Genomic DNA, 15,807 nt, shown 5'->3' with positions numbered 1-15,807 from the left:
GACATACACGAAAACAGGTCGTGATCGGCGCCGTCCGGTCGCCTATTGATTTTTGGACGGCGCGGTCCATTTTAGCGCCGCTTCAAAACGCCGCACCTCCCCCGGATATTCCATGTCGCCTGAACTCAAGAAACGCCTGCCGCTGTTTGCGGCCGCCCTCGTCGGCCTGGCCCTGATCGTGGGCGGCATCGTCTGGTGGGTGAACGGCCAGCGTTGGGAAAGCACCGACAACGCCTTCGTCCAGGCCGACACCACCCTGGTCAGCCCGCAACTGTCCGGTCGGGTCACCGAGGTTCTGGTGGGCGACAACCAGCGGGTCGCAGCAGGCCAGATCCTGGTCAAGCTGGACGATTCCGACCAGAAGGCCCAGCTCGCTCAGGCCGAGGCCAATCTGGCCGCCGCCATCGCCGCCGTCGGCCATGTCGACGCCCAGGCCGAGCAGGAACAGGCCACCATCGCCGCCCGCGCCGCCTCCGTCGCCCAGGCCAACGCCCAGGCCGGCCTGGCCCGCGCCGAGGTCGATCGCTACGGCAAGCTGGCCGAACAGGGCTGGGTCTCGCAGCAGCGCATCCAGACCGAGCGCGCCTCGGCCGCCACCGCCGCCGCCAGCGTGCAGCAGGCCCAGGCCGCCCTGGTCGCCGAACAACGCACCGCCGGCGTGCTGGGCTCGACCCGTCAGCAGAGCGTCGCCGCCGTCGAACAGGCCCGCGCCGTCGTCGAACAGGCCCGTATCGCGCTGGAGCGCACCGTCATCCGCGCCCCGGTCGCCGGCGTCGTCGGCGCCCGCAGCGTGCGGCCCGGCCAATATGTCAACGCCGGCACGCAACTGCTGTCGGTCGTGCCCCTGACCAACACCTACATCGTCGCCAACTTCAAGGAGACGCAGCTGGACAAGGTGCGCCTGGGCCAGACGGTCGAGATTTCGGCCGACGCCTTCCCCGGCCGCAAGATCGAGGGCCGCGTGGACAGCTTCGCCCCCGCCACCGGGTCCGAGTTCGCCCTGATCCCGGTCGAGAACGCCACGGGCAACTTCACCAAGATCACCCAGCGCGTGCCGGTCCGCATCGTCGTCAGCGGCGCAGACCGCAGCCTGGCCCTGCGTCCCGGCCTGTCGGTGGACGTCAAGATCGACCTGAAGAGCCAGGGCGGCCAGAGCTTCGCCGAAGCCGCCACGACGACCGGAGCCGCAGGCCAGTGACCGCCGCCAACCCCGCCGCGAATGGCGGGGGCCCTGTCGCGCAAAAGGGTCCCGTCGCCGGCCATCCCGAAATCAACTGGACCATGCTGCTGCTGGGCTTCGCCGGCATGGTGGTGGGCCAGTTCATGGCCATTCTGGACATCCAGATCGTCGCCGCCTCCCTGCCCCAGATCCAGGCCGGCGTCGGGGCCTCGGCCGACGAGATCAGCTGGATCCAGACCGCCTATCTGATCCCCGAGGTGGTGATGATCCCCCTGTCCGGCTTCCTGTCGCGGCTGTGGGGGACACAGCGGCTGTTCCTAGTCTCCTGTGCCGGTTTCGTGCTGATGAGCGTCGCCACGGGCCTGTCGTCGTCGATCGACATGATGATCCTGTTCCGAGCCGTCCAGGGCTTCGTGGGCGGGGCCATGATCCCGACCGTCTTCGCCGTCGCCTTCACCGCCTTTCCGCCCGACAAGCGCGTCACCGCCAGCGTGGTCATGGGCCTGATCGTCACCCTGGCGCCGACCGTCGGGCCGACGCTGGGCGGCCACCTGACAGAGTGGCTGAGCTGGCGCTGGCTGTTCTTCATCAACGTGGGACCGGGCCTGCTGGTGCTGTTTCTGGTCGGGCGCTACGGCAACTTCGACAAGGGTGATCCCTCGCTGGCCAAGGGCTTCGACTGGTGGGGCCTGGGCTTGATGGCCGCCTTTCTGATGTCGATGCAGTTCGTGCTGGAAGAAGGCGCCAAGAACGACTGGTTCGACGACACCCACATCCTGCTTTTGACCGTCGTGGCGGCGGTCGCCGGACCGATCTTCATCTGGCGTTCCCTGACCTATCGCCAGCCGATCGTGGAGTTGCGCGCATTCGGCAATCGCAACTTCCTGGTCGGGTTCATCATGACCTTCATTGTCGGGTTCGCCCTGTTCGGCGGCACCTTCCTGCTGCCGCTCTTCCTGGGCCGCGTGCTCGGCTATTCGTCGTCAGAGGTCGGCACCACCATGGTCGTGTCGGGCCTGGCCATGTTCGCCACCGGCCCCTTCGCCGGGCGACTGGTGCGCAAGCTGGATGCGCGGGTGCTGATGTTCGGCGGCTTCATGCTGTGCGCCTGGGGCATGTGGGAGGCGCGCGTCGTCACCGACGACTGGGGCTTCTGGAACTTCGCCTCGGTCCAGGCCTTCCGCGGCGTCGGCGTGATGCTGGCCATGATCGCGTCGCAGCAGGTGACGATGGCGACCCTGCCGCCGCACATGGTCAAGAACGCCTCGGGGCTGGTGAACCTGTCGCGCAACGTCGGCGGCGCCTTCGGCCTGGCGATCCTGAACACCAGCCTGACGTCCAACACCGCCCTGCACATGAGCGAACTGACCAGCGCCATCGGTCAGGGCGACCAGGCGATGCGGAACATGATGGCCGGCATGGCGCATCGGTTCGCCGGCTCCATCGACCCGGCCGCCTCGGCGATGAAGGCCATCTATGGGATGTTGCAGAAGCAGGCGACGACGATGGCCTTCGGCGACGCCTTCGCCCTGCTGGCCATCCTGTGCGCAGGCGCAGCCTTCGTCACCCTGGCCGCCCAGCCGGTGAAGGCCCAGGCCGGCGCCCCGCCCTCGGACGTCCACTGATGGCGCGCCGTCTCGGGCAGGTCGATGAACGAAAGAGCGAGGCGATCCTGGACGCCGCCGCCACCCTGTTCGCCGACAAGGGCTTGCAGGCCAAGATGGACGAGATCGCCAAACTGGCCGGCGTCTCCAAACAGACGGTCTACAACCGCTTCGCCTCCAAGCTGGAGATCGCCCAGGCCCTGGCCACCAAGCGGGTCGAGGATATCGTCGCCCCCCTGCGCGGCGCCGGCGATCCGCAGACGGTGCTCGAGAACTTGGCCCTGACGCTGCTGAACCGGGTGTGCAGCGGCGACAAGGTCGGCTCGATGCGCGGGGTCGCTCTGGTCTCGGTCGAGGCGCCTGACATCGCCCACGCCATCTATGAGGCCGGCCCGCGTCGCAGCCTGCGCGAACTGGGCGCCTGGCTGGCGGAACAGACGCGGCTGGGCCGGATGAGCGTCGCCGATCCGGAAGAGGCGGCCGAGATGTTCGCCGGCCTTGTGCTCGGCCACGGCCACCTGCGCGCCATGCTGGACGTGCCGCAGCTGGAGGCCGAAAAACGCGCAGGCCGCGCCAGAGAGGCCGCGCGCATCTTCATGGCCGCCCATCCGCCCGTTACGGCCGCCAAGACTTCCTGAGCCCGGCGCGCTACAGTCGCCCCACCCTGTCGCTTGAGACCGCCTTCATGCTGATCCACCTGTCCTCCTGGCCCGAAATCGATGCGCGATTGGACGACGGCGGTCCGCTGTCGAAGACGGTGGTCGTGCCCATCGGCTCCAACGAGCAGCACGGGCCGACGGGGCTTCTGGGCACCGACTGGCTGTGCCCCGAGATCATCGCCCATGCGGCCGAAAAGACCGACGCCAACCTGATCGTGGCCCCGACCTTCAACATCGGCATGGCCCAGCATCACCTGGCCTTCGCCGGCACCATCAGCCTGCGCCCCTCGACCTTCATGGCGGCGATCACGGACTGGGTGTCGTCCTTGAGCCGTCACGGCTTCGAGCGGATTTACTTCCTGAACGGGCACGGCGGGAACGTCGCGACCATCGAGGCGACCATCTCGGAAATCTACGCCGAGTGGAGCTTCGTCGGGGACAGCCCGCCCTTCATCCTGAAGCTGAAGAACTGGTGGGACCTGCCCGGCGTCCATGGCCTGTGCAACCGCCTGTTCCCGACCGGCCACGGCATGCACGCCACCCCGTCCGAGATCGCGGTGACGCAGGCCGCCTATCCCGAGCGGATCAAGACCGCCGACTACAGCCCGCAGATCGCGCCAAACGGGCCGATCCGCGATGCCCTGGACTATCGCGCCCGCTTCCCCGACGGCCGGATCGGCTCGGACCCGGCCCAGGCCAGCCCCGAGAAGGGCCAACAGATCATCGACGCGGCGATCCCCGCCCTGCTCGGCGACATCGCGGCCTTCGCCGCAGAGACCCAACCTGGAGGTCCTCACTGACCCGCAAAACCCCCACAGCCGCCAGCGCAGCCGTCGTCGGCGCCGAAATCCTGGCCGCCTCGGCCGAGGTGATCGCGGCCCGCACCGGCCTGATGGCGCAGGGCCTGACCAGCGCCAAGGGGCAGGACTTCAAGGAGCTGTCGCTTATGAGCTCCGAGAAGACCGAAGCGATGTCCGCCTCTGCCGAAGCCATGGCCGCCAGCGCCGGGGCCATCGGCCAGCGGCTGGGGCGCGTGGCGCTGGACGAAAGCGCCCATGCCCTGCGCGCGGCGGCGGCCGTGACCCAGGCCAGCACCCCGGCCCAGGCGGCCGAGGCCCAGTTCAGCTACGCCATGGGCTGGTGGAGTCGGGCGGCGACCCAGGCCATGACCCTGAACGGCGAACTGCTGAAGGCCCAGGCCGAAGCGCTGGCGCCCATCCACAAGACGGCGACCGCCAACGCGAAACGGCTGCGCAAGACGCGCTAGGCCGGCTCCACCAGCTTCAACTTTGGCTTCTTGACCTTGGCGGGCTTGGCCGGACGCTCGGCCTTTTTAGCGGCCTTCTCGGCCTTCTTGGCTTCCTTCTCGGCCGCCTTCAGCGCCTTCTTGGCGGCCTTGGCCTCGGCCTTGGCGGCGTCGGGGGCGGCGTCGGCGGCGGCGGCCAGATCGGCCAGCTGATTGAGGAAGGTCTCGCGCTGCCCCTTGGGCAGCAGGGCCATGATCCGCTTGTCGGCAGCCTCGACCAGCGGGCGGGCGGCTTCCAGACGGGCGGCGCCCTCAGCCGACAGCCGCACCGCCTTGGCGCGGGCGTCCAGGGTCGAGCGTTCCCGCTCCAGCAGGCCCTTGGTCGTCATGCGCGTGACCAGATCGGCCAGGGTCGAGCGGTCGATGCCGGTCATGCGGACCAGTTCGGTCTGGGTCAGGCCGGCCTTGAGCGACACGGCCTCCAGCACCGCGAACTGGCGCTGGGTCAGGCCGTCGGCGCCGGTCTCCTCGGCATAGATGTCGAGCGCCAGTTGAAGGGCGCGGTGCATCAGGTGGCTGGGCGAGGTGGCCAGGGGCCCGACCTTCCTTGCCGCTTTTCCCGCCTTCACCATCGCGCCGCTCCCCTGAAGTTTCGTCCGAACACGTATCAGCTCTGCTTTACGATTTGACGGGGAAAGCGCGTCGGTTCCGTGACAGTTCCGCTCGCGCCCTAGAGCCCCGTGTCGGGCGAGACGGGGGCCGGCTCGTCGTCCTTGATCAGGTGCTTCATGATGAAGAAGACCTGCCAGACGCCGAACACGGCCGAGGCGATCCACAGGCCGCCGCGGAAGGCGACCCAGGTATCATCGGACTGGGTGCGCCAGACGATCTCGTTGACGATGCAGACGGCCGCGAAATACAGGCCGTAACGCATGGTCAGCCCGCGCCATCCCGCGTCGGTGATGCGGATCGCCTCGCCCAGCAGATATTTGAACGGATAGCGGTTCAGCGGCAGCGATCCCAGCAGCACGACCGCCAGCAGGCCGTTCTGGATCGACAGCTTGATCTTCAACAGATTCGGATCATGGAAGACGATGGTCAGCACGCCGAAGATCAGGGCGAAGCCGCCGGTCAGCAGCGGCAGGGGCGCCAGACGACGCTCGACCACATAGCCGACGATCAGGGCGATCAGCGAGGCGCCGACCAGAACCCAGGTCGCCTGGACCAGGGCTTCCTGCCCGTCCAGACCGCGCGCGAATCGGTTGATCGCATAGGCGGCCATGAAGGCCACCAGCGCGCCGAAATCGACGGCCTGGCGGATGTTGGAAGCCTTTTTCGGCGTCTCGGTCATGTCAGTCTTCCAGTCCCACCAACGAGCGGGAGAAGGCGCGGGCGTCGAACGGTTGCAGGTCCTCGACCCCTTCGCCGACGCCGATCAGCATCAGGGGGGCGTCGGACGCCTGGGCCACGGGGACCAGCACGCCGCCGCGCGCGGTGCCGTCCAGCTTGGTCATGACCACGCCGGTCACGAAGGCGGTCCGGCCGAAGATTTGTTCCTGGGCCAGGGCGTTGCGGCCGACGGTGGCGTCCAGCACCAGCAGGGTGTCGTGCGGCGCCTCGGGATCAACCTTCTTCAGCACGCGGACGATCTTAAGCAGTTCGTCCATCAGGGCGGACTTGTTCTGCAGCCGGCCGGCGGTGTCGATCAGGACCACGTCATAGCCTTCGGCCCGCGCCTTGGTATAGGCGTCGAAGGCCAGGCCCGCGGCATCGGCGCCGTCGCGACGGCTCTCGAAGTCGGCGCCCGAGCGCTCGGCCCAGACCTTCAGCTGTTCGCGGGCGGCGGCGCGGAAGGTGTCGCCGGCGACGATCATCACCTTGGCGCCCTTGCCCGTCAGATCGGCGGCGATCTTGCCCAGGGTCGTGGTCTTGCCCGATCCGTTCACCCCGACGAACAGGACGACATAGGGTTTGGGTCCGGACAGGGGGTCGAAGGTCGCCTGGCGCGGCGACAGTTCGGCGGCGACCGCCTCGGCCAGGGCTTCCTTGACCTCGCGCTCGGGCGCGTCCTTGCCGAACTTCAGGGCGCGAAAGCGTTCGACGATCCGGGCCGAGGCGGCCGGGCCGAGATCGCTCTCCAGCAGATGCTCTTCCAGCTGCTCCAGCGACGCCTCGGACAGAGGCTCCTTGACGAAGGTGGCGACGACCTGATCGGTCATCTGTCTGGAGGAGCGCGAGAGCCCAGCGGACAGGCGCTGGAACCAGCCCTTTTTCGGCGTGTCGTTCATGCAGTGGCTTTAGCGGGGACGAAGGCCAACGTCATCCGCATTCGCGAAGGTCGTCCGCGACGTTTCGGACGGTCGGGGACAAAAACACCGTCTAATTCGTCTAATTGGTCTGAAATCGAGACCTCCCTGTCAGCGTGAGTGCGAAGGCGAGGAGTATAGACCCGCGCAAAATCGACGATGGCGGAAGGCCGCTAGAAATCGGCAAGCCTTTGAAAGCGCGAGGTTTCGAGCCTGCGGTTAGGATGGCTGTCGTCATTTCTCTTTCGTCATCCTCCAGCAAGCCGCTGACGACGCAGACCGTGGGACCCAGCAGCGCCGAAGGCGATGCGTCGGCTGGGCGAATGTTTGAAGCCTGGCGTGCGCGACAGGTTCGCGCTCACGCGCGCCGCTGGGTCCCCACGGTCGCTGCGCGTCGGAGGATGACGAAGGAATACAGGCGCGAAGGAGAGTTTCCGTCCCTTCATCATTCGCGCCTATATGAAGGCCGACGACCGGCGCGGGCCGGGTGATGCGGACGATCCGATGGCTGATGCTCTGTTCCATTCTCCCAAGACCCACGGCTTCGTGCGCGTGGCGGCGGCGACGCCGGTCAGCCACGTGGGCGACCCCAAGGCGAACGGGCAAGAGCACGTCGCGCTGATCCGTCAGGCGGGCGAGCAGGGCGTGGACCTGATGGTATTTCCCGAGCTGTCGCTGTCGGCCTATGCAATCGACGATCTGCATATGCAGGCGGCGGTGCTGGACGAGGTGGAGCGGCAGATCGCCGTCGTCGCGGAGGCGACGGCCGAGGCGGACGTCGTGGCGGTGGTCGGGGCGCCGATCCGCAACGGCGACGCCCTGTATAATTGCGCGGTGGTGATCGGGGCGGGCGAGGTGCTGGGGGTCGTGCCCAAGACCTATCTGCCCAACTACCGCGAATACTATGAGAAACGCTGGTTCGCGCCCGCGACGGCGCGCGCCGAGGACGTGATCGCGCTGAACGGCGAGACGGTGGACTTCGCGCCGGGTCTGTTGTTCGAGGCGGTCAATCGGCCGGGCTTCGTCTTCTCGGTCGAGATCTGCGAGGACTATTGGGCCCCGCTGCCGCCTTCGACGCGGGCGGCGCTGGCGGGGGCGCGAATCCTGCTGAACCTGTCGGCGTCCAACATCGTCATCGGCAAGGCGGACGAGCGGGCGATGCTGAGCGCCAGCCATTCGGCGCGCACCCTGTCGGCCTATGTCTTCGCCGCCTCGGGCTGGGGCGAGAGCACCACCGACCTGGCCTGGGACGGCCAGGCGACGATCCACGAACTGGGGTCCAAGCTGGCGGAAGGCGAGCGGTTCGCCTTGGACAGCCATCTGACGATCGCAGACGTGGACGTGGACCGGATCGGGCTGGACCGGTTGCGCAACGGCACCTTCGCCGAGTGCGCGAGAAACGAAGGCGAGCCGGCGACCGTCGTCCCCTTCATGGCGCGCGAGGATCATGAGGCCAGCGAGCTCATCCGGCCGCTGGACCGATTCCCCTTCGTGCCGGACGACGCCGGGCGGCTGGATCAGGACTGCTATGAGGCGTTCAATATCCAGGTCCAGGGGCTGATGCGCCGGATGACGGCGACGGGCGCCAAGTCGCTGGTGGTCGGCGTGTCCGGCGGGCTGGATTCGACCCAGGCCCTGCTGGTCGCGTGCCGCGCCTTCGACCGGCTGGATCTGCCGCGAACCAATATCCTGGGCTTCACCATGCCGGGGTTCGCGACCTCGGACGGGACAAAGTCCAATGCCTGGGCGCTGATGAAGGCGCTGGGCGTCACGGGCGCAGAGATCGACATCCGCCCCGCCGCCGCACAGATGTTCAAGGACATTGGTCACCCCTATGCCGAGGGTCAGCCGGTGCACGACATCACCTTCGAGAACGTGCAGGCGGGTCTGAGGACCGACTATCTGTTCCGGCTGGCCAATCAGCACAACGCCTTCGTGCTGGGGACCGGGGACCTGTCGGAACTGGCGCTGGGTTGGGCCACATACGGCGTCGGCGACCATATGAGCCATTACAACGTCAACGGCGGGGTGGCGAAGACGTTGATCCGCCACCTGATCCGCTGGGTGGCGGCAGGCGACCTGATCGGCGCTGGCGCGCGCGACACGCTGCACGCCATTCTGGACACCGAGATTTCGCCCGAGCTGGTGCCGGCCAAGGATGGGGTCATCCAGTCGACGGAAGGGACCGTCGGCCCCTATGCGCTGAACGACTTCTTCCTGTTCTACATCAGCCGGTTCGGGATGACGCCGTCCAAGGTCGCCTTCCTGGCGCATCAGGCCTGGAGCGATGTGGGCGCAGGGCATTGGCCGGCGAATACGCCGGACGACGAGAAGGTCGAATACGATCTGGCGACGATCAAGGGCTGGCTGAGGGAGTTCCTGATCCGCTTCTTCCAGACCGCCCAGTTCAAGCGCTCGGCCCTGCCGAACGGGCCGAAGGTCGTCACCGGCGGATCGCTGTCGCCGCGCGGCGACTGGCGCGCGCCGTCGGACGGCAATGCGCGGGTGTGGCTGGACGAGCTGGACGCAAACGTGCCGGACTGACCGCCTCCTCCCCATTGCATGGGACGGAGACGCGGCCCTAGAAGCTTGGCCATGACCGACGACGTGACCAAAGATTCCAACGGCAACATCCTGGCTGATGGCGACGGCGTGACCCTGATCAAGGATCTGAAGGTCAAGGGATCGGGCGGGGTGACGCTGAAGCGCGGGACGCTGGTCAAGACCATCCGCCTGACCGACGATCCGGACGAGATCGAGGCCAATGTGGAGAAGGTGCGCGGCCTGGTGCTGCGCACCGAGTTCGTGAAGAAGGCCTGACCCTCTTCCCTTCGCGCGATGCAGCCGCCATCTAGCGGCCTATGACCGACACCCTCGCCGCCCCGACCTCGACCGCTTCCGCCAACAGCAAGATCCCCGTCACTGTCCTGACCGGCTATCTTGGCGCGGGCAAGACGACGCTGCTGAACCGAATCCTGACCGAGGATCACGGCAAGCGTTACGCGGTCATCGTCAACGAGTTCGGCGAGATCGGCATCGACAACGACCTGGTGGTCGGCGCCGACGAGGACGTGTTCGAAATGAACAACGGCTGCGTCTGCTGCACGGTGCGGGGCGACCTGATCCGCGTGGTCGCCGGCCTGATGAAGCGCCAGCGCCCCGGAAAGCCCGCCTTCGACGCCATCATCGTGGAGACGACCGGTCTGGCCGACCCAGGCCCGGTGGCCCAGACCTTCTTCGTGGACGAGGACGTCAAGGCCAAGACCCAGCTGGACAGCGTCACGACCCTGGTCGACGCCAAACACGTGATGGCGCGCCTGGACGACTCCAAGGAGGCGCGCGAGCAGGTGGCCTTCGCCGACCGGATCATCCTGAACAAGGTCGATCTGGCGACCGCCGACGAACTGGACGCGGTCGAGGCGCGTCTGCGGGCGCTGAACCCGCTGGCGCCCATCGTGCGGGCCGAGCGGTCGAACGTGCCTCTCGATCAAGTGCTGGGCCTGGGGGCCTTCGATTTGGAGCGCATTCTCGAGGTCAAGCCGGACTTCGTGAACCCGCCGCACGGCGCGGACGGCCATGTCCACGACGAACACTGCGGTCATGACCATCACGACCACGACCATGAGCACGATCATCATCACCACGACCACGCGCATGATCACGCCCACGGCGCGCGAGGCCACGCCCACCAGGACGACATTAAGGGCATCTCCCTGTCGCTGGATCGGCCGCTGGACGGGGCGAAATTCACCGCCTGGCTGGACCGGCTGCTGGGCGAGCAGGGTCAGAACATCCTGCGCGCCAAGGGCATCATCGACGTGAAGGGCGAGAACCGACGCCTGGTCTTCCAGGCCGTGCACATGATCCTGGAAGGCGACCTACAACGCGAATGGGGCGCCGCCGAACGCCGCTGGAGCCGCGCGGTCTTCATCGGCCGCGATCTGGACGAGGCCGCGCTGAAGGCCGGCTTCGAGGCCTGCGCCGCCTAAGTCGTTCCTTCTCCCCTCGGGGGAGAAGGTGGCCCGCAGCGCGGGTCGGATGAGGGGGCCGTTGGATACGAATGTGGCAGACGCCGCCGAGAACCCGACAGTCACGCCGTCTTCGCGCCGACATGACAGGCGCGGAAGCGATCCTATGGTCGATGCTGCGGAACCGGCAGCTGGATGGCCTGAAGTTCAGGCGGCAGGCGCCGGTCGCGGGCGCGATCGCCGACTTCGCCTGTCATGAGATCAGACTGATCATAGAGCTGGACGGCGGCGTGCACGATCTGCACGAGGCGCGCGACGCCGTGCGGGACGAGCGGCTTCCCATCGCGGGCTATACGGTCATGCGATTCAGGAACGCTGACTTTTCGAAAAACCCGGCGGTTGTGCTGAACGCGATACGGCGACATGCGAGCATGCGGACACAGCCCCCACATCCGACCGGCTCCGCCGGCCACCTTCTCCCCCGAGGGGAGAAGGAAACCGACGAGTAAGTCTTACTTCTCGAACAACTTGTTCCAGCGGCGCTTGTCGCGGGCCTTCCAGGCGCCGCGGTGGTAGGCGTCGGAGCCGATCAGGGGGACGACCGTGGTGGCCTCGGCGAAGACCATCTGTTCGTGGGTGGTCTGGACCTTGCCCCACGAGGCCGCCTCTTTCAGCGTTGAGGACGAGCAGGCGCCGTCACGCACGTCGGCGACGGTGATCTGGACCGCATAGCGGTGCATCTCGGCCTCGACGCCGAGGATTTCGGCGCAGACGACGGTGTCCTGGGCGAAGTTCTTGGGCACGCCGCCGCCGACCATGAACAGGCCGGTGGCGCCGGCGGCGATCTTGATGTCGGTCAGTTCGCGGAAGTCGGCGATGGCGTCCAGCATCAGATAGGGCTGGCCGGCGGCGGCGCGTTCCTTCTGGTGTTTGACCAGGCCAAAGCCGGCCGAGCTATCGACGAAGGCCGGGCAGAAGATCGGCACGCCTTCTTCATAGGCGGTCTGGATCAGCGAGCCGGGCTTTTTCGCATTGCCCTCGCTCAGCCACTTTCCCATTTCCCAGATGAACTCGCGGCTGGAATAGCCGCGCGGCTCCAGTCGGTTGGCGATCTCCAGGATGGTGTGGTCGCAGGCCTGGAGCTCTTCCTCGTCGATATAGGTGTCGTAGATCCGGTCGATGTAGTTTTCGCGCAGGACGTTGTCATCCACATCGCCGGCGGCCTGATAGTGTTTGAAGCCCAAGGCCTCGAAGAAATCCATGTCGACGATCGAGGCGCCGGTGGCGACCACGGCGTCCACCATGCCGAACTTCACCATGTCGCGGTACACGTGCATGCAGCCGCCGGCCGAGGTCGAACCGGCCAGGATCAGCCAGGGCGAGCAGTCCTTGTCCTCGATGGCCATCGAGAAGATGTCAGCGGCGCGGGCGGTGTCGCGCGACGAGAAGGACATTTTGCGCATCGAGTCGATGATCGGGCGGGCATCGAAGGACGTGATGTCCACATGCTCGACCACGTTCTGCAGCAGCTGGGCCTTGGTGTTGGAGGTCATGGGTGACTCGTGAATCGTGAGGCGTGAATAGGATACGGTCAGGGATTCTGCCGTTGCTTCAGTCGCGTCGAGAGGGCGGAAAGCATGCGTCCAATCCGCTCCATCTCGGCAAGCGAGGACTGAAGTTGATCAGGCGTTAGATAGCCCAGACGCCCAGCGATTAGGAGATGCGTTTCGGCCTCGGCCAGCGATCCGCGAGCGACACCGATAAACTGGATGAACTCGCCAGTACCTTTTCTGCCTGCGCCCTCCGCGATGTTTGCGGCGACGCTGACTGCGGCTCGGCGAACCTGACTGATGAGGCCGAACCGCTCATCCGACGGCCACGAGGCCGAACAGCGATAGATGGCCTCGGCCCAGTCGAGCGACAGCTTCCAAACATCGAGATCGCGGTGGGTTCGCAAGTCGCTCATGGTTGCCAACCACGACTCACGATTCACTTCTCACGATCAGCGCAGCGTCCTACTTCCGGCGCGACTTGCGCTGACCGGCCTTACCCTTGGGGCGTGAAAGGCGCACAACCTTGCGGGCGTTCTCTTCCGCCGTGGTGCGCACGGTGGGGATGGAACGCGGGGCCAGACCGTACAGCGAGGCCATCGGGGCGTCCTCGACTGCGGCGATGTCGTGTTCGCCATAGCCGTTGAAGCCCGTCGACATGGCGACGCCATAGGCGCCCAGCATGCCGATCTCGATGAAGTCGCCTTCGCGCACATCGGCCGGAAGCCAGAAGGGTCCCGGCATATGGTCGATGGAATCGCAGGTCGGGCCGTAGAACTGGAAGGCCTTCAGCTCGCCCGCGCTTTCACCGTCCCGCACCAGCTTGGTCGGGAAGGGCCAGCGCGAATGGGTCGCGTCGAACAGCGAGCCGTAGGAGCCGTCGTTCAGATAAAGGGCGTCGCCCTTGCGCAGATCGACGCGGGCCAGGATCGACGAGGATTCGGCGACCAGCGCCCGGCCGGGCTCGCACCACAGCTCGGTCGTTTCCGACACCGGCATCTCGTTGAAGCCGCGATGGATGGCGTCGGCGTATTCGCTCATGTCCGGCGGGACCATGCCCGGATAGACGGACGGGAAGCCGCCGCCGACATCGACGATATCGACGATCACGCCCGCACGGCTGATCGACCGGCCGACTTGGGCCATGGCGGCCTGATAGGCGGTCGGGCGCATGCACTGGCTGCCGACGTGGAAGGAGACGCCCATCAGGCCGTCCTTGACCGCCTGGCGCGTCGCCATCAGCAGGGCCGGCGCCTGATCCGACGAGACGCCGAACTTGCCCGACAGGGTGTAGGCGGCGCCGTCGGCCGAGACGGCCATGCGCACGATCAGGTTCAGGTCGTCCGCCCCGCCGGTGGCGTCGAGGATCTTGTTCAGCTCGTCGATGCAGTCGAGCGAGAAGGTGCGCACGCCGTGATCGAAATAGGCCTTGGTGATCGCAGAGCGGCTCTTGACCGGGTGCATGAAGGCCAGGCGCACATCATGGCTGACCGAGCGAACCAGCTCGATCTCGGCGATGGACGCCACGTCGAAGCCGCGAACGCCGGCCTCAATCAGGGTTTCAACGACCCAGCGCGAAGGGTTGGCCTTCACAGCGTAGAAGACGTCGGCCTTTAGATTATCCTGGAACCAGCGCGCCGCTACGGAAACCGAACGCGGCCGCACGAGGGCGACGGGACGTTCAGGGGACCGCTCACGGACCAGGTCCAGGGGAAGCTGATACGTGCGCAATTCACGTAACCCCCTGCTAATTGTTAAACCCAGACCGGCGTTAGCGGCGCAGACAGGACCTACGGGGTCCGCCGGAGAGCGCGATATGGGGACGCGCGACTGTCATGTAAAGAGGTTTTTTCGTGGCGGGGCCTAGGTTTGGCTGTCACAAATCCGCTCTGCGCCCTCCAAGACACGATCCGACGGCAACCTTGACCGTTCTGCGCCGTTGCGATGGTCGGAGGGTTTGATGAACCGTTGGCTGTTCTTTTGGCGCAAGATGCTGCGTCAGCTGTGGGTGCGCGCCACGGCCTATGCCGTCGCGGGCGTCGCCGCAGCCTTGCTGGCCGCCGCCTTGGCACCCTGGGTGCCGCAGGAGATGGCCGAGCGTCTGGGCGGCGAGTCTGTGGAATCGATCCTGACCATTCTGGCGTCCAGCCTGCTGGGCGTGGCGACCTTCTCGGTCGGCGCCATGGTCACGGCCTATACGTCGGTGTCGTCGGCGGCCAGTCCGCGCGTCGCGGCCCTGGTGACCAGCGATGACGAAACCCAGAAGTCGCTGGCGACCTTCGTCGGCGCCTTCCTCTACGCCATCGTCGCCGTCACCGCGATCAACGCCCATTATTACGGCCAGAACGGTCGGGCGATCCTGTTCCTGGTCAGCCTCGTCATGGTGGGTCTGGTGGCGTTTCGCCTTTTGGCCTGGATCAACCGCCTGTCCAGCCTGGCGCGGGTCGGTCACATGATCGATCTGGTCGAGGCCCGGGCGCGCGAGGCGCTGGAACAGCGGCGCGACCATCCGTTTATGGGCGGGCGAGAGGGGCATTTGCAAAACGGCGCGGACGTGACGGCGCCGGAAACCGGCTATGTCCAGAACGTCGATCCCGATCGCCTGCAGGCCATGGCTGAGAAACGAGACTGCCAGGTCGAGGTGGTCGCCGCGCCCGGCGCCTTCGTGCGACGCGGGGAAATCCTCGCCCGGATCAGCCTGCCGGCCTGCGACAAAGAAGCCCAGGACGCCTTCCGCTCCGCCTTCGCGATCGGAGACTCGCGCTCCTACGATCAAGACCCCCGTTTCGGCCTGATCGTTCTGGGCGAGATCGCCGCCAAGGCCCTGTCGCCTGGCGTCAACGATCCCGGAACGGCCATTCAGGTGGTGGCGACCGGCGTCAGGTTGATGGACATCTGGGCCCGAGACGGCGGGGAAGACGAGAAGCGGACCCTGCGTGATCGTCTGATGATGCCGGGCGTTTCCGACGATGACCTGCTCGACGATCTGTTCGGCCCGATCGCCCGCTACGGGGCCGGCGACGTTGCGGTCGCCATCAGACTGCAAAAGGGGCTGAGGGCGCTGGCCTCGATCCCTTGTCTGGCCGCGCCGGTCCGGACGATGGCCGATCAGGCGCTGGAGCGATCGCGCGTTGCCTTGCCGATTCCGGCGGACTACGCCCGGGTGAGGGGTGCGGCGGAAGGCTCCTGAACGGCTCGGGTCTGGACGAGATTGCGCCCGACGTGCGATTAGGGCTTGCCCGAGCGTGATTTCAGCTTATTGCGGCGCCCCTTCGCCATAGCCTCCTAGCGAGT

General features: G+C 66.7%; 16 protein-coding genes. 10 read left to right on the top strand and 6 right to left on the bottom strand.

The genetic code is table 11. The features are described 5' to 3' along the window. The first annotated feature begins 112 nt into the window (after positions 1-112). The 5 genes from Q9R14_RS14600 to Q9R14_RS14580 all read left to right on the top strand — a co-directional run bounded on the left by Q9R14_RS14600 (position 113) and on the right by Q9R14_RS14580 (position 4,710). Complete coding sequence (locus tag Q9R14_RS14600; RefSeq protein WP_295209015.1) at positions 113-1,198, top strand: HlyD family secretion protein; 1,086 nt, start codon at positions 113-115, stop codon at positions 1,196-1,198. Beyond that, the gene (locus tag Q9R14_RS14595) at positions 1,195-2,805 is read left to right on the top strand and encodes a DHA2 family efflux MFS transporter permease subunit (protein WP_306002847.1); all 1,611 of its coding nucleotides are present in this window, start codon (positions 1,195-1,197) and stop codon (positions 2,803-2,805) included. Before Q9R14_RS14600 ends, Q9R14_RS14595 begins: the two co-directional genes overlap by 4 nt. After that, a complete protein-coding gene (locus Q9R14_RS14590) occupies positions 2,805-3,422 on the top strand; it encodes a TetR/AcrR family transcriptional regulator (protein ID WP_265149903.1) in 618 nt (205 codons plus the stop codon). The genes Q9R14_RS14595 and Q9R14_RS14590 overlap by 1 nt, the downstream gene beginning before the upstream one ends. Positions 3,423-3,469: 47 nt before the next feature. Further along, positions 3,470-4,243, top strand: a complete 774-nt coding sequence (locus Q9R14_RS14585; protein ID WP_265149904.1) for a creatininase family protein — start codon at positions 3,470-3,472, stop codon at positions 4,241-4,243. Between the two features lie 68 nt (positions 4,244-4,311). Further along, entirely contained in the window at positions 4,312-4,710 is a 399-nt protein-coding gene (locus tag Q9R14_RS14580; RefSeq protein WP_265149906.1) for a phasin family protein, read from the top strand. On the opposite strand, the gene Q9R14_RS14575 is transcribed toward Q9R14_RS14580, so the two are convergent. The 3 genes from Q9R14_RS14575 to ftsY form a co-directional block, all read right to left on the bottom strand. Then, positions 4,707-5,321 carry a MarR family winged helix-turn-helix transcriptional regulator gene (locus Q9R14_RS14575; protein WP_265149907.1) on the bottom strand — a complete coding sequence of 205 codons (615 nt, stop codon included), beginning with the start codon at positions 5,319-5,321 and terminating at the stop codon, positions 4,707-4,709. The two genes, Q9R14_RS14580 and Q9R14_RS14575, sit on opposite strands and share 4 nt — an antisense overlap. A gap of 98 nt (positions 5,322-5,419) precedes the next feature. Continuing rightward, positions 5,420-6,040 (bottom strand): inner membrane-spanning protein YciB, encoded by a 621-nt coding sequence (locus Q9R14_RS14570; RefSeq protein WP_306002846.1) that lies wholly within the window; start codon positions 6,038-6,040, stop codon positions 5,420-5,422. A 1-nt stretch (position 6,041) separates the two neighbouring features. Then, on the bottom strand, positions 6,042-6,977 hold the full coding sequence (ftsY, locus tag Q9R14_RS14565; protein WP_045809545.1) for a signal recognition particle-docking protein FtsY: 936 nt from the start codon (positions 6,975-6,977) through the stop codon (positions 6,042-6,044). Between the two features lie 522 nt (positions 6,978-7,499). Here ftsY and Q9R14_RS14560 point away from each other — a divergent pair. From Q9R14_RS14560 to Q9R14_RS14545, 4 genes are all read left to right on the top strand, one after another. After that, entirely contained in the window at positions 7,500-9,539 is a 2,040-nt protein-coding gene (locus tag Q9R14_RS14560) for an NAD(+) synthase (RefSeq protein ID WP_306002845.1), read from the top strand. A 51-nt stretch (positions 9,540-9,590) separates the two neighbouring features. Next, entirely contained in the window at positions 9,591-9,815 is a 225-nt protein-coding gene (locus tag Q9R14_RS14555; protein WP_306002844.1) for an alkylphosphonate utilization protein, read from the top strand. A 41-nt stretch (positions 9,816-9,856) separates the two neighbouring features. Beyond that, the gene (locus tag Q9R14_RS14550; RefSeq protein ID WP_265149910.1) at positions 9,857-10,984 is read left to right on the top strand and encodes a GTP-binding protein; all 1,128 of its coding nucleotides are present in this window, start codon (positions 9,857-9,859) and stop codon (positions 10,982-10,984) included. Between the two features lie 71 nt (positions 10,985-11,055). Further along, the gene (locus Q9R14_RS14545) at positions 11,056-11,472 is read left to right on the top strand and encodes an endonuclease domain-containing protein (RefSeq protein WP_265149911.1); all 417 of its coding nucleotides are present in this window, start codon (positions 11,056-11,058) and stop codon (positions 11,470-11,472) included. A gap of 3 nt (positions 11,473-11,475) precedes the next feature. Here Q9R14_RS14545 and Q9R14_RS14540 read toward each other — a convergent pair whose 3' ends face one another. Genes Q9R14_RS14540 through Q9R14_RS14530 form a run of 3 tightly spaced genes read right to left on the bottom strand, consistent with a single transcriptional unit; the run spans position 11,476 to position 14,244 of the window. Then, positions 11,476-12,516: a deoxyhypusine synthase gene (locus tag Q9R14_RS14540; protein WP_306002843.1), complete on the bottom strand. Its 1,041-nt coding sequence runs from the start codon at positions 12,514-12,516 to the stop codon at positions 11,476-11,478. A gap of 38 nt (positions 12,517-12,554) precedes the next feature. Continuing rightward, positions 12,555-12,929, bottom strand: coding sequence for a four helix bundle protein (locus tag Q9R14_RS14535; RefSeq protein ID WP_306002842.1), 375 nt, complete (start codon positions 12,927-12,929; stop codon positions 12,555-12,557). Between the two features lie 49 nt (positions 12,930-12,978). Continuing rightward, positions 12,979-14,244: a type III PLP-dependent enzyme gene (locus tag Q9R14_RS14530; RefSeq protein WP_039245976.1), complete on the bottom strand. Its 1,266-nt coding sequence runs from the start codon at positions 14,242-14,244 to the stop codon at positions 12,979-12,981. 229 nt (positions 14,245-14,473) lie between these two features. On the opposite strand from Q9R14_RS14530, the gene Q9R14_RS14525 reads away from it, so the two are divergent. Continuing rightward, positions 14,474-15,703 carry a DUF2254 domain-containing protein gene (locus Q9R14_RS14525; protein ID WP_306002841.1) on the top strand — a complete coding sequence of 410 codons (1,230 nt, stop codon included), beginning with the start codon at positions 14,474-14,476 and terminating at the stop codon, positions 15,701-15,703. Positions 15,704-15,807 lie beyond the last annotated feature (104 nt).

The organism is Brevundimonas sp. C43 (assembly GCF_030732185.1).
GTDB lineage: Bacteria > Pseudomonadota > Alphaproteobacteria > Caulobacterales > Caulobacteraceae > Brevundimonas > Brevundimonas diminuta_C.
Note: the sequence above shows the minus strand (reverse complement) of the source record. Positions and strands in the feature narration are given on the sequence as shown.